The sequence below is a fragment of the Sorangium sp. So ce327 genome (assembly GCF_051530205.1).
GTDB lineage: Bacteria > Myxococcota_A > Polyangia > Polyangiales > Polyangiaceae > Sorangium > Sorangium cellulosum_B.
Genome location: NZ_CP150330.1, coordinates 3,632,483 through 3,646,412, shown reverse-complemented (window position 1 = coordinate 3,646,412; position 13,930 = coordinate 3,632,483). Strand labels below are relative to the sequence as shown.

Sequence of the window (13,930 nt, the reverse complement as noted above, 5' to 3'; positions counted from 1 at the left end):
TCGAGATGGGCCCGTATCCGAAGCGGGTGGCCGCCGCTCACAAGCCGCCGACCGCGGGCACCGGCTGCGGCTTTCCGGCGTGGATCACCGCGCAGCGGACGGTCGTCGACGAGGTCGGCGCGCTCGCCCGCCCGCCACCCAGGACGAGCGTGCCGAAGATGTTGCGCGCCGCCGCATCGACCTCCGCGGCGCCGCGCGGCGGCACCGGGTTCCCGCTCGCGTCGAACACCGTCACCGCCTGCACGACGCCGCGGGCGATCTCGCCCTCCGGGAAGGACATCATCACCGTGGCGCGGACGTAGGCCGAGGAGCCCTCGACGATCCCGAAGCTGTATGGCTTCTTCGCGAAAGCGCCGCAGAAGCCGCTCGTACCCATGCCACCGTCGGGCCCGTAGTTCGCCGATGCCCACTGCCCGACGTTGACCGTGAGCCCGCTCTCACCCGAGCCCTGCGCGTACTGGACGCACTGGGCGAGCGCTGGATCCCACATCGCGCCCGTTGGGCAGCGCCCTACCTTCGCGCACGCCTGGCCGGTCCAGACCTCGTCGCGCGCGCAGGTCTGCGAGAGGGGCACGCACGCGGCGGTCGGACCGTCGACGACGAGCTCCTGGCCGGGCGGGCATCCGAGCTTCTGCCCGGCGCCGACCGCGACGCCGATGTTGGTCGCCACCTGCTCGCGCGACACGCAGTAACCCGTGCTCTGGTCGATCTCGTCGCCGGGCCGGCAGCGATCGGGAGCGCACCCGCCGGCCTCGTAGTGGCGACCCACGCCGCAATAGGCGTTCGCCGCCTGGGGCGTGAGGCACTGGCCCGCGACCGAGAGGTAGCCCTTCAGGCATCGGCAGCGGTTCTGCTTCGTGTCGAAGCCGGCGCCGTCGCTGCACGACGAGATCGAGCAGCGGCAGCTGCTGCCCTGGCAGATCTTGAGGAAGCAGGAGTTCTCCGGGCAACCGACGAGCACGGCAGGCGCCAGCGCGAGGAGCACGACCGAGAGCGCGGTTGAGGCGAGACCAAACGAGCCGGACCGCATCAGGCGACCCTACTCGATCCGCTCAGGCCGGGGAACTCGGGGAGCGACGCGCGGCAGCCGCCGCAATGCGCGGCAGCCGCCGCGATGCGCTGACGCGGCCGCGGCGCGCGCCGCGCGGCCGACGTACCGGCGGCCGGGGTGGTGTGGTACGGGGTGTCGCCGTCGACGCGGAGATTCCACCGCGCCGGTCCATATCAAGCCATGCTGCCCATCTACATCGAAGGTTCGCCTCAGTTCGAGTCCACCCTGTCAGCCCTGCGCACCCGCGGCACGGGCGACCTCGCGAACGTCACGCCGGCCGTGACCGAGATCATCGACAACGTGCGGCGTGGGGGGACGTCCGCCGTGCTCGGCTACATCGAGAAGTTCGAGCGGAGAACGTCGAAGGCGCTCGTCCGCCACGCAGGCCCCGAGGCGGAGGGCGGCTTCGGCGGAGCCGAGGCGCTCGCGAGGCTCTCGCCGGAGGTCCGCGCCGCGCTCGAGACCGCGGCAGCGAGGATCGCGCGTTACCATGAGCGGCAGCGCGACGCGGGCGACCTCGGCCCCGCGAACGTGGCGGCGAACGGGCCCGCGCTGCAGGCCGGCTTCAGCTACGAGGAGGAGGGCGTCCTGCTGGGCATGCGTGTGCGCCCGCTGCGCCGGGTCGGCGTCTACGCGCCGGGCGGCAAGGCCCGCTATCCCTCCAGCGTGCTCATGTCGGCCATCCCCGCGCGCATCGCCGGCGTGCGGGAGATCGTCCTCGCGAGCCCGTCGGCCGACGACGCAACGCTCGCCGCGGCGCACCTCTCCGGCGTGACGACCCTGCTCGACGCGGGCGGCGCGCAGGCGATCGCGGCCATGGCCTACGGGCTCCCGGAGCTCACGCCGGTCGACAAGATCGTGGGGCCCGGCAACGCCTACGTCGCCTGCGCGAAGAAGCTGGTCTTCGGGGATGTGTCGATCGACGGCATCACCGGGCCGAGCGAGATCCTCGCGCTCGCCGACGAATCCGCGGATCCCCGGCTCGTCGCCGCCGATCTGCTCTCGCAGGCCGAGCATGACGAGGCGTCCTACGCCCTGCTCGCGACGACCTCCGCGAAGCTGGCGGAGGCGGTCGCGCGCGAGCTCGACGCGGCGCTCCCCGAGCTCACGCGTCGCACGATCGTGCAGGCGTCGCTCTCGACGCACGCGGCGGCGCTGGTCGTCGGCTCGCGCGCCCGCCTCGCCGAGATCGCCGATCAGCTCGCGGTCGAGCACGTGGCCTTCCACGTCGCCGACGCCGAGGGGTTGTTCTCGGAGATCGGCACGCTCGGCGCCGCGCTGCTCGGCGACCTTACCCCGGTCGCCGCGGGCGACTACCTCGCGGGGCCGTCCCACGTCCTCCCGACCGGCGGCTCAGCCCGCTTCGGCGCGCCGCTCGGGGTCTACGACTTCGTGACGCGCGCGAGCCTCATCCGGTACTCGGGCGCGGCGCTCCGGACGCAAGGCCCGATCATCGAGAAGCTGGCCCTGGCCGAGGGCCTGCAGGCGCACGCCCGCGCCGTGTCGCTCCGCCTCGCGAGCAAGGCGATCGACCCCGCGAAGCGCGGCACGTCGCAGTCCTGACGCCGCGCTGCCGCCCTGCGCGCCGCGCCCTCGGGAGCGCGGCGCGCGAGGACGCGCTGTCGACCGCGCTCCCCTGACCTATCGATCTCGGTTCAGCCGAGCACCGCGCGCGCGCCGCCGCGATCGGCCGCCTTGCGCGGCCTCGCGGCGACGTGCGCTCCCGCCAGGCTCACTCGGCGCGGAGGTAGCCCGCGTTGATCATCTTCAACACCGACTGCGCGGTCTCCAGATCCGTCGCGGGGCTCTTGTTGAGGACCATCGCGAGGTGCCCGTGGTTGTAGACGACCTGGAGGACGTCGAGATCGACGGGCGAGAGATCGCGGAGCTGCGGCTTGAGCGGCTGGGGGATGACCAGGCGCGCCGACAGGTCCGGGAGCTGGTGGCGGATGTTGTTCAGCTCGTCGATCTGCCGGAGCCCCTCCATGAGGAGCTCCTGCACCGTCGCGCTGATCTCGCCGGTCATGACCCGCTCCTCGGCCGCCTCGAGGTCGAACGTCCCGCCGGCCCAGGTGAGGATCCGGTAGACACTCTTCAGCGGCGGGACGTCGGTCAGATCGTTGATGGTCGCAAAGGTCACGATGCCCTTGCGCAGGTAGATCTTGCCGACATCGTCGTCGGAGCGGACCACGAGGACGCCGCTCTTCTTCGATGTGCCGAAGAGCTGCAGCAGATCCGGGAGCGGGATCTCGTCGATCGACCCGGACATCGACCGGGTCTGACCGCTCCTCAGCGATGGTTCGTCCATCCGTTTCCGCGCCGGCGGCGCGCCCGGGTCGGTGGAGACGACCTTGAGGATGCTGGTGCCGATGAGCACCCGATCGCCCTCCTTCAGGGTCGTCTTCTTGATCTTCTCGCCGTTGACGAACGTTCCGTTCGTCGAGCCGAGATCCTCGATCACAATCGACTGTTCGGTGCAGGCAATCCGGGCATGGCGCCGGGAGACCATGTCCTCGACGAGGACCATGTCGAGGTCGCTGGAGCGACCCACGACGATCTCCTGCTGCTCCCCGAGGGGGAATTCGCCGCCTTGGTACTTCCCGGAGATGAAGCGCAACGCTAGTTGCCGCGTTGCCGACACCTTGGGAGCGTGGTTATCCATCGCAGGGAGTAAAAACCTTCGTGCGCTTACGAGAGCGCCAGCAGGGGGCAAAGCTTAGTTTCACCGAGCAAAGGTGGTCAAGAGATCCGGTCCGTTCTTTCAAATGAGTCGGCTCGTCCGATCCTGACGCAACGCGCCGGCCCCCCTCCCTCGGCCGCCACAGAGGCGCGCCGCGGGGGTAGGGGCCAACGTACCCGGCGCACGCGAGTGTATCCAATTTGAGGGAAAGAGGGCGATTGGCTCCGTCGAAACGGTCGGCACCGCCATTTTCCGAGGCCACCGGGCCCCGGGCGGTGCGCCGGGCCGCCTCAGCGAGGAATCCTGCGGTCGTTCGGCTCATTGCCCTTGCTTTCGAGCCCGGCATGTTGAACGGCCTCGGCGTGAGCTCCGAAGCGACGCGACCCACCCTCTCCGCAGGCGATCCGCTGGGCACGCACCGCGTGCTCGATCCACCGGGGGCCATGCCGCAGCCGGCGGAGCGGCTGGACGCCGACGCCTCGCGCCACTTCGAGACCGAGATCGTCGTCGATGTGCAGACGCTGAACATCGACGCCGCGAGCTTCCGCCAGATGGAGGAGGCCTCCGGCGGCAGCCCGGACGGCGTGGCCCAGCTCGTCCTCGAGACGGTGGCGCGCCGGGGCAAGCAGCACAACCCGGTCACCGGCTCGGGCGGCATGCTGCTCGGCGTCGTGCGTCGGGTCGGCTCGCTCGCCGAGCACCGCGGCGTCGCCGTCGGCGATCGCATCGCGACGCTCGCGTCGCTCTCGCTCACGCCGCTCTCGCTCCGCCGGATCATCACCGTGCGGCCCGCGTCCGCGCAGATCGACGTCGAGGGCACCGCGATCCTCTTCGGGTCGGCGCCGCTCGCCCGGATGCCGACCGACATGCCGGAGCGGCTCGCCCTCGCGCTGCTCGACGTCGCCGGCGCCGCGCCTCAGGTGGCGCGCCTCGCCGGCCCGCGCGACAGCGTCGTGGTGCTCGGCGCGGGCGGGAAATCGGGCCTCCTGTGCGCGGCCGAGGCGCGGCGCTGCGTCGGCCGCGCCGGGCGCGTCATCGGGATCGAGGCGTCGCCGGGGCTCGCCGGCGATCTGCGCTCGCTCGCGATCTGCGACCACGTCGCGGTCCTCGACGCGCGCGACCCCCTCGCCGTGCGCGACGCCGTGCTGCCGTTCACCGGCGACGCGGGCGCCGATCTCACGCTCTCGTGCGTGAACGTCCCGGGCGTGGAGCTCAGCGCCATCGTCGCCACGCGCGATCGCGGCAAGACGTACTTCTTCGCGATGAGCACGAGCTTCACCGCCGCCGCTCTGGGGGCCGAGGGGATCGGCAAGGACGTGGACCTCTACATCGGCAACGGCTACGCCCACGGACACGCCGAGCACACGCTCGCGCTCGTGCGCGAGCATCCCGCGCTCGAGCGGCTCATGACGTCGCGCTACGGCTGAGCGCCCTGCTCGACGCGACGCGCGCAGCGCGCACGCGCCGAGACGCTGCGGGCGCTTCCGGGGTCACCCGCTTCAGCCGGGCCGCTCCTGAGGGGCCGGCTCGGCGGGCGCCAGCGCCGCGGGCGACGGCTGCGGCGCGCTCAGCTTGTCGACGGCGGCGGGGAGGATCACGGCGAAGGTGCTCCCCTTCCCCTCGTACGACCGGACCTCGATGCGACCGCCGGCGCTCTGCGCGATGCGCTGGCTGATGGACAGGCCGAGCCCCGTCCCCTTGTCCTTCGTCGTGAAGAACGGCAGGAAGATGTTCGCGAGCACCTTCTGGGAGATCCCGGGGCCGTTGTCGGTGACGTTGAGCTCGACGAACGGCTCGTCCGAGCCCGAGCCGGGCCGCGTGCCGCGGCCGAAGCGGACGCGCGTCGAGATCACCACCTTGCCCCGGCCCTTCATGGCCTGAACGGCGTTTCGGAACAGGTTCATCAGCACCTGCCGCAGCTGCTCTGGATCGATGGCGACGCGGGGGAGGTCGGGATCGAGCGTGACCTCGACCTCGAGCTGGTCGTTCCTGCGCTCGATCGAGAGCACCTGCAGGGTGCGGCGCACGATCGCGTTCACGTCGGTCGGGACGGCCGAGCCCTGCGCCGGCCGCGCGAGATCGAGCACCGAGCCCACGACGCGATCGAGCCGATCGACCTCCTCGAGGATGATCCCGAGGAACTCGCGCGACGCCGCGTCGATCTGCGCTTCCGGTACGGGATCGGCGAGCAGCTGCGCCGCCCCCTTGATCGCGCCGAGCGGGTTCCTGATCTCGTGCGCGAGCCCGGCCGCCATCTGGCCGAGGAGCGCGAGCCGGTCGCGCTCCTTCATCTGCGCGTAGAGCCGCGAGTTCTCCAGGACGACGCCGATCTGCGCGGCGAGCGTCTCGAGCAGGGTCAGCTCCTCGGGAGAGAACGCGTCGCGCACGCGCGTGTCCGCCACGACCAGGAGCCCGATCGGCTCGCCCTGCTCGTCGCGCGCGCACAGCACCACGCCCGAGCACAGGCTGCCGAGCACCTCGGCCGCCGCGAGCACCGCGTCCTCGGGGACCTGGGGCCGAACCTCCGTCCGCCGCGCGAAGTTGCCGTCGTCGTCCGCGTCGCTCTGGCTGCGTCGCGCCCGCCGCTCGCGCGCCTCCCGCTCCAGCTCCTCCATCGCGAGCGGCCCCCGGTCGAGGCGATCGAGCAGCGCCCTCGCGGTCGCCACCTCGATCCGCTCGGGGACCCGCGGCCCGAGCGAGGCCAGCCGATCGAAGCCCGTCCCGTCCTGATCGCGCAGGTAGAGCGCCGCCGCGGTGACCCGGCGCGACTGCTCGAGCGCGCTCATCACGATCGAGCCCATCTCGTCCACCTCGAGCGTGTGCACGAGGCGCCGCCGGGCCTCCGCGAGCGAGCGGTCGAGATCGAACCGCTCCCGCAAGAAGAGGCGCTGGAGCTGCTCCTCGACGCGCTCCCGCAACGGGTCGAACAGCACCAGGATGACGATCGCGGCGAGCACCGCGTTCAGGTACATCGTGTTGAAGCCGCCGATGAACGTGAGCAGGAGATAGAAGATCAGCGCGATCAGGAACGCGACCGCCGTGGCGACGAGCAGGCGCGCGAGCATCTCGTAGGCGTCGAGCAGGCGCTCGTGACGGAGCGCCTGGGCGAGGACGAACAGGAACACGATCGAGAGCGCCGCGCCCACGGGCGGCGGCTCCGCGCCGAGGAACCAGGCGAAGTCGGCGACGCTGGCGAGCCCGGCGAGCGCGCCGATCACCACGAGGAACCGCACGCGGCGCTGCGTCGCGCGCGAGGAGCTCTGCTTGCCGCGCTGGCCGAGCGTGTACAGCCCCGCGGTGAGCAGCGCGAAGACGTAGAGGAAAATGCAGCCGCGCGTGAGCCAGTCGAGCCACGAGCCCGGCTCCCGGCTCACCAGCACGAGGACGAACAGCGGGATGACGAGCACCCCCGCGAACCGGAGCAGCCGCGAGCGCCGATCCGGGTCATGGGGGATCATCGCCTCGAAGAGCTGCAGCGCGAACTGCGGGAGCAGCACGGCGAGGATCGCCGTGAAGCGCTCCCAGATCGAGGCCTGGAAGAAGCCGAAGAGCGACTGCGAGAGGTACCAGAGCCCGACGTCGGCGGCGAACGCGGCGAAGAAGAGGTGGACGCGGCGGACGCGACCTCGCAGCAGCGTCGACGCCGCGATGGCGAGGGCGAGGGCCCCGCAGACCAGGGTCGTCCGTGTGCGGAGATCGATCCCGAGCGGCGCCACGCGCGAAGGCTACCGCGGCGAGCCGCGCGGCGACCGCAAAACGCGTCGGGGAGCGGCGCCGGGCGGCGCCGGGGCGCGGACGCGCTCAGGCCGCCCGGGCGCGCGGCTCAGCGCGTCCCGTCGCTCTCGGAGGGAGTGGCGTCGCGTCTGTCCGCGCTGCTGGGGCTCCACGGGAGCGGGTCCGGGTTGCAGCGCTCCTGGGATCGCACCTCGATCGTCGTGGGCGCGCCGTCACCGCTGGACGGCGGCGCGACGTCGCGCGGCGGGAGCGACGCAGGCGTGACGAAGTCGGAGACGGGTACGACGACATCGCCGTCGGCGCCCTCGCTCGATCCGGACGCTTCTTCGGAGATCATCGGGTCGAGATCGCTCCACGCTTCGACGCTCTGCTCCTCGTGCTCAGGGGACGCGATCGCGCAGCCCGCCAGCAGCAGAGGCGCCGCGAAGCCCCCCGAGAGCCAACTCCTCCAGCAACCTCGCATCACTTCAATCCTCCGAAGTCCCGCCAAAGCCATACTGTTTGACAAGCTGGGAAAGCCGCGGGCGCTTCATGCCCAGGAGCACGGCGGCGCGCGTGATGTTCCCACGACTTTCGTCGAGCGCCCTGGCAACGCACTCGCGCTCGATCTCGCGCTTCATGTCGCTGAGGCTGACCCCTCCGCGGACGTGAGCGTACGCGAGCTCCAGCGGCGTGCGATCCACGGGCATCGACGGGGGATGTGCCATCAGCGTCGCCTGATCGGGCGCCGACGCGCGTGGCCCGCTGGACGGCTCTCTGGGCGCGTCTCTGGACGACTCTCTCGACGATTCTCTGAACGATTCTTTCAACGATTCTTTCAACGAGTCTAAGGCAGGGTGCATGCCAGCCCTCGGCGTCATCGGAGCGCTCACCAGCTCCGCGGCGTCGAGCTCCCGCAGCCCTTCGACGTTCGTCGTGAAATCCTCGAGATCGATCACCTCGCCGTCCGCGAAGATCGCCGCGGCGCGCAGGGCGTTCTCGAGCTCGCGCACGTTCCCCGGCCAGGAGTGCCGCGACAGCGCCTCGATGGCCCGGCTGGACAGGCGCTTCGGCGCCACGCCACGCTCGCCGCCGATCCTCTCCAGGATCGCGGCCGCGATCGCGGGCAGATCCCGCGGCCGATGGCGCAGCGCGGGGACCTCCAGGACGACCTGCCGGAGCCGGTAATAGAGATCTTCCCGGAACTCGCCCCGGGCAACCATCGCACGCAGGTCGCGGTGGGTCGCGCAGAGGATCCGTACGTTCGCGCGCAGCGGCGTGACACCCCCGACCCGCTCGAAGGTCTTGTCCTGCAGGACGCGTAGCAGCGCGACCTGCGTGCGCGGCGAGATGTCCCCGATCTCGTCGAGGAAGAGCGTTCCCCCCTCGGCGAGCTCGAAGCGCCCGCGACGGCGCGACGCCGCGCCGGTGAACGACCCCTTCTCGTGGCCGAACAGCTCCGAGAGCAGCAGCGTCTCGACCAGGGCGGCGCAGTTGACCTTGATCAGCGGGCCCGCGCGCCGCGCGCTCACCTCGTGGATCGCCTCGGCGACGAGCTCCTTTCCGGTGCCGCTCTCGCCGTGGATCAACACGGTCGCGTCGCTCGCGCCGACCTTCTCGATCTGGTGGATGAGGCTGAGCAGCGCCGGCGTCGTCCCGACCATCCGCTTGATCGCGGGGCCGGCGCTCGCCGGCCTCGGGGCGCGAGCCGCCCCCCTGGCGCACCCGGCGCACGCGCTGGAGCCGCAGAGCTCGCAGCCCCTCGGCTCCGCCTCGGCGGCGCTGCGCGCGCACGCCTCCAGCCGGGCGAGCTCGGCGAAGCTCCGGCGCGCGAGGAACTTGCGCGAGATCTCGGGCGGGAGCGACTCGGCGATGCGATCGCGGAGGTCGATCGCCGCCTCCAGGTGCGAGCGCCCCGCCGAGGGCTCGTCCTCGGAGGCGCGCGACGCGCGGTCCCCGGCGGACGACGCGTGGTGCAGGAGCACGTGCGCCTCCAGGGCGCACTCATGGCTGTGGGCCCGGCGCGACAGCGCGAGCGCCTCCGCGGCGATCTTCCCGAACGGCGCGCCGGCGGCGCGGGAGCACATCGCCTCGAGGAGGGCGATCTCGGCGCGGTGCCGGTCGGAGGTCGCCTCGGCGCGCGCCCGCTGGATCATCTGGCCGGCCTGCAGGAGGTCGCCGTCGTGCAGCGCGATGCGGGCGGCGATCGCGTAGCACTCGCCGAGCTTCGAGCCGGCGCCGCAGGCGAAGGCGGCCGTGAGCTCGGACCAGGCGTCCACCGTGCGGCGGCACTCGAGGTGGATCTGCGCCGCGACGTAGGCGACGTGCGTGATCCGAACGCCAGGGATGACGTGGCCGCAGGCCTTCCGCGCGAACGCGAGCGCCTGCTCGGCCTCCTCGATCAGCCCGAGCTGCAGCCGGATCTCGGCGAGGTTCGTGATGAGGTTCACGAGCGCGACCTTGTCGCCGATCCTCCGGAAGATCTCGATCGCGCGCTCGAAGAGGCGCAAGGCCTCCGGGTACTCGTGCTTCAGGTGGGCGATGACCGCGAGGTTCGTGAGCGCATAGCCGGTCGCCGCGCGCTCGCCGCGCCGCTCGCCCTCCTCGAGCACGCCAGCCAGCATCGTGCGCGCCTCGTCGAGGCGGCCGCTGGAGAGCAGCGCGATGGCGCGGTTCAGCCGGGCGCGCAGCTCGCTCACGTGCTCGCCCGCGCACGCCGCCTCCCACGCGTCGGCCGCGAAGTGCAGCTCCGCCTCGGCCCAGGCCTGCTGCGCGAGCAGCAGCTTGCCGAGGATGTTGCGCGCCTGGAGGCGCGTCGCGATCTCCCCCGCGCCGGCGAGCCCTTCCTCGGCGCGCGCCTTGGCCGCCGCGAGGTCACCCGTCTTGCAGCAGAGCTCCGCCATCTCCACGGCGCCGCGCGCCCGCTCCTCGGGCGTGGCGGCGAGCGAGAGCGCCCGCGAGAGCACCATCGCGGCGGTCGTGAGGTCGCCGCGCGCGCTCGTCGCGCGGCCGCGCACGAGCAGCGCGGCGAACGTCTCCCGCTCGCGCTGGGCCGCGGAGGAGAAGTCGATGGCGAACTCGATGTCGCCGAGCCGGAGCGCGAGCTCCGCCGCGCGGAGCAGCCGCTCGCCCGACGCGGCGCTCCCGCCGGAGAGCGCCCGCATCGTCCGGGCCCAGCGCTGCCAGAAATCGGCGCGCGCCGACGGCTCGCCGACCGAGGAGATCGCGAGCATCGCCGCGGCCTCGGCGCGGTCGTCCTGGCCCAGCGAGGCGAAAAGCTCGCTCGCGCGCGAGAGGCTCCACGGGTCGGACGACTGCTCCTCGAGCGCCTCCGCGATCGCGAACACATCCTCGCGGTCGACGTTGGCCGGGTCGACGACCGCGCGCCGCGCGGCGACCCACCCTCGATCGTCGACCTCGATCAGGCCGAGGGCGGCGAGCTCCTCGGCGACCCCCTGGCACGCCGCCTCCCCCGGCCCGGGCTCCGCGCGCCGCGCCGCGAGCTGACGGAGCTGCGCGCACGGCCAGGGCCGCTGGCTCAGCGCGAGCCGGTCGAGCAGGCGCGCGGCCTCGCGGCTCGGCGGCTGCCGCGCGGGGCGCTGCTCGGGCGGCGCGGCCAGCACGGCGGAGCACCAGCCCTCCAGCGCGTCGAGCCGCTCGATCTTCGCGACGACCCGGCGCTCCGCGTCCGCCGCGAACGCCTCCCAGAAGCGGTGCAGATCGTCCGGCGACGCGATGCCGTCGATCGTGAGCGCGCTCGTCCAGGGCCGCATCGCGCCGTCGCTGCACACGATGACCAGCGCGGAGCACGACCCCTCCGCGATGAGGCGCGTGACCTCCTCCAGCACCAGGCTCCCCCAGCTGGTGGCCTCTCCCTCGGCGACCAGCAGGATCGCGCCTTGCGCGGCGGCGCTGATGCCCTGCGCGGCCGCGGCCGGATCGGCAGAGGTGACAGCGCAGCGAAGCGCGAGATCGCGCCAGGGATCCCGATCCGCGGCGTGCGCGGCCGAGATCAGCGAGCGTCCCGCACCTCGAGCGCGGCGCGCGAGGTGCGAACAAACGGCGTCCAGGACCGGCCGCTGTCCATGGACGTGGAGCACACCACGTGACGCGGCATCACGGACGCGCTCATCGAGCGCCCGGAACCCCCCGGAGTCGCTCGTGATGACAGAAGAAACGCGGGCTGCGGCAACGGATCCCAAGGCAACAAAAGCGTACCTCTCCGCCGGACCTCGCATCAATGGATCCCGCCGTTGAATATAATGAGGCGCCTACCTCACCATAAGAAAATTACAGTATTATTGCCGTGTTCCGTCCAGGACCCGCTGGATGGCGTCGAACGCATCCGCAGGTGCTTCGCCCAGGGCGCGGGCCAGCGGGAGCTGCGTCGCCGCGGCGGCGACGTAGAAAGGTACGAGGTGCGGCGCGAGCCGACAGAGCGTCTCGAGGTGCCGCGCGACGCCGACCGCGTCGCCGCGGCGCACCGGCCCCGTCAGCGCGTCGGGCACGCCGAGGACCTCGACGTTGTCCGCGACCGTGCGGAGCAGCGGGCCGAGCATCTCGGCCGCCGTCCTCCGATCGATGCCCGCGCGCTCGAGCAGATCGACGCCGGCGGCGGCGAGCGCGGCAGCGCCGTTGGCGACCAGGCCCGCCGCCGCGTGGTAGGCGACGCGGTCGAGACCGGAGAACGTGCGCGGCGTCATGCCGAGGCACACCCCGAGCGAGCGAGCGGCGCGCACGGCGGTCGGATCGCCGTCGATGTGGAGCTGGCCACGCTCGAGGAAGGGCGCGAACGAGGGCGAGGCGAACGAGATCATCGGGTGCATCTGCGCGACCGAGACGCGGCCGCCTCGCGCCGCCGCGAGCGCCTCCGGGCCGAGCGCGCCGGCGCAGTGCACCACCGCGACGTCCCTGTGGCCGACGAGCCCGCGGTCGCGCAGCGCCTCGGCGCACGGCGCGATATCCCGATCGCGCACGGCGAGGATCACGAAGTTCGCCTCGATGCGCTCCGACGGCAGGCCGTCCCGCGCCGGCCGAAGGGTCACCCGTAGCCCCGCGTCGCGAATGGCGCGCGCGAGCCCGCGGCCCACCTTGCCGCCGCCATAGATGAACACCTCCAGGAGGGCGTTGTCCTCCGGGTGCACCGGCGACGGGCGCGTGCTGTCCATCTCGCTCATGGGCCGCTCCCGTAAAGGCGGTGCGCGAGCACGTAGTCCAGCACGGCGCGCGGCACGCGCTGGTGGACGGCCTCGAGATCGCCCGCCGCGAGCGCCCGGCGGATGTCGCTGCTCGAGATCCTAGGGAGCTCCACGTCCGCGGGGCGCAGGTGAGGACGATCATCGGCCGGCCCCGCATCGAGGCGCTCCGCGGCGGGCGCGACGACGCCGGAGCGGCCGAGGACGATCGGCGGGGCGAGCTGCTCGATGCGGTCGAAGCGGTGCCACCTCGGTAGATCGGAGAGCACGTCGGCGCCCACGAGCAGGCGCATCGCCCAGTCCGGGTGCGCCGCGGCGAGGTGCTCCAGCGTGCGCAGCGTGAGGCTCTCGCCGCCGAGATCGCGCTCGACGGGCGACACCGACACGCCCGGGAGCCACCCGAGCGCGAGGTGGCACATCGCCAGACGATGCTCGAACGGCACGAGCTCCTTCGAGAAGGGGTGGCGGTAGACAGGGACGACGAGCACCTCGTCGATCGGCGCGATGGAGATCGCGTAGGTGGCCGCGAGGACATGCGCGACGTGGGGCGGGTTGAAGCTGCCCCCGAAGATGGCGACGCGGCGCGCCTCGGGCGCGCGCGCAGCCGGGACGCGGGCGGGCGCATCAACCGTGCGAGCCACCTTGAACCCTCAGCCTGGGGCCAGCGGCGGACGGGCCCACGATCTCGCGCGCCGTCACCGCGCCGCTCGCGTTCATCACCTCGATCCGCACGCCGCCCTGCCCGTCGTCGAGGAGCGCCGTGCCGCCGTCGGAGCCGATCGGCCCCGGAGAGAAGAACGTCCGCGAGCCGACCTTCTTGATGAGCGGCTCCGGGCTCTTGCCGAAGACGAGGAGCGACGCCGCCACGATGTCCTCCTCGTCGAGCGCGGCCTTGTCGAACACGAAGAGCGCGACGCGCCCGTCCAGGATCTCGATGGTGCGCCGACCGGACGGCAGGCTCATCAGCACCCGGAGGCGCAGCCGAGCGCGCTCGGACGCCACGAAGGCATCGATCTGGTCCGGGGTCGCGGCCGCGCACCGAGCGGCCCGATCGAACAGCGCGCCCTCGGTGGGGTCCGCGCCGACCAGGCGCTGCGCCCAGCCCACGACGACCCGGTCGAGCGCGTCGTCCTCGGCGACGTAGATGACCCGCTCGGCGTGGCCTTCGTCGAGCAGGTGCTGCGCGCCGCGAGCGAGCGCGGGCAGATCACCCTGAGCAGGGCCGAGGACGCCGAGGCGCATCGGAGACAGCATAGATCACCGCGCGAAGGTGAGGACACCTTCTCCACT

At 72.5% G+C, this 13,930-nt stretch carries 10 protein-coding genes; 2 read left to right on the top strand and 8 right to left on the bottom strand.

Annotated features, from left to right (window positions below; all coding sequences use genetic code 11):
* Window positions 1–37 precede the first annotated feature (37 nt).
* Window positions 38–1,030 (bottom strand): hypothetical protein, encoded by a 993-nt coding sequence (locus WME95_RS13850; protein WP_437908870.1) that lies wholly within the window; start codon window positions 1,028–1,030, stop codon window positions 38–40.
* A gap of 201 nt (window positions 1,031–1,231) precedes the next feature.
* Here WME95_RS13850 and hisD point away from each other — a divergent pair, with 201 nt between their 5' ends.
* Window positions 1,232–2,614, top strand: a complete 1,383-nt coding sequence (hisD, locus tag WME95_RS13845) for a histidinol dehydrogenase (RefSeq protein ID WP_437908869.1) — start codon at window positions 1,232–1,234, stop codon at window positions 2,612–2,614.
* 169 nt (window positions 2,615–2,783) lie between these two features.
* Here the strand turns inward: hisD and WME95_RS13840 are convergent, their stop codons facing one another.
* Window positions 2,784–3,713, bottom strand: a complete 930-nt coding sequence (locus tag WME95_RS13840) for a DUF4388 domain-containing protein (RefSeq protein ID WP_272103306.1) — start codon at window positions 3,711–3,713, stop codon at window positions 2,784–2,786.
* A gap of 362 nt (window positions 3,714–4,075) precedes the next feature.
* Between WME95_RS13840 and WME95_RS13835 the strand changes: the two genes are divergently transcribed.
* Entirely contained in the window at window positions 4,076–5,158 is a 1,083-nt protein-coding gene (locus WME95_RS13835) for an L-erythro-3,5-diaminohexanoate dehydrogenase (RefSeq protein WP_437908867.1), read from the top strand.
* A 72-nt stretch (window positions 5,159–5,230) separates the two neighbouring features.
* On the opposite strand, the gene WME95_RS13830 is transcribed toward WME95_RS13835, so the two are convergent.
* From WME95_RS13830 to WME95_RS13805, 6 genes are all read right to left on the bottom strand, one after another.
* The gene (locus WME95_RS13830; RefSeq protein WP_437908866.1) at window positions 5,231–7,447 is read right to left on the bottom strand and encodes an ATP-binding protein; all 2,217 of its coding nucleotides are present in this window, start codon (window positions 7,445–7,447) and stop codon (window positions 5,231–5,233) included.
* 107 nt (window positions 7,448–7,554) lie between these two features.
* Window positions 7,555–7,929, bottom strand: coding sequence for a hypothetical protein (locus WME95_RS13825; RefSeq protein WP_437552295.1), 375 nt, complete (start codon window positions 7,927–7,929; stop codon window positions 7,555–7,557).
* A gap of 4 nt (window positions 7,930–7,933) precedes the next feature.
* On the bottom strand, window positions 7,934–11,545 hold the full coding sequence (locus tag WME95_RS13820) for a sigma 54-interacting transcriptional regulator (protein WP_437908864.1): 3,612 nt from the start codon (window positions 11,543–11,545) through the stop codon (window positions 7,934–7,936).
* A gap of 198 nt (window positions 11,546–11,743) precedes the next feature.
* Window positions 11,744–12,622 (bottom strand): DUF2520 domain-containing protein, encoded by an 879-nt coding sequence (locus WME95_RS13815; RefSeq protein WP_437552293.1) that lies wholly within the window; start codon window positions 12,620–12,622, stop codon window positions 11,744–11,746.
* Window positions 12,619–13,281, bottom strand: coding sequence for a nicotinate (nicotinamide) nucleotide adenylyltransferase (gene nadD, locus WME95_RS13810; RefSeq protein WP_437908861.1), 663 nt, complete (start codon window positions 13,279–13,281; stop codon window positions 12,619–12,621). The genes WME95_RS13815 and nadD overlap by 4 nt, the downstream gene beginning before the upstream one ends.
* Window positions 13,265–13,882 (bottom strand): hypothetical protein, encoded by a 618-nt coding sequence (locus tag WME95_RS13805; RefSeq protein WP_231864811.1) that lies wholly within the window; start codon window positions 13,880–13,882, stop codon window positions 13,265–13,267. The genes nadD and WME95_RS13805 overlap by 17 nt, the downstream gene beginning before the upstream one ends.
* Window positions 13,883–13,930 lie beyond the last annotated feature (48 nt).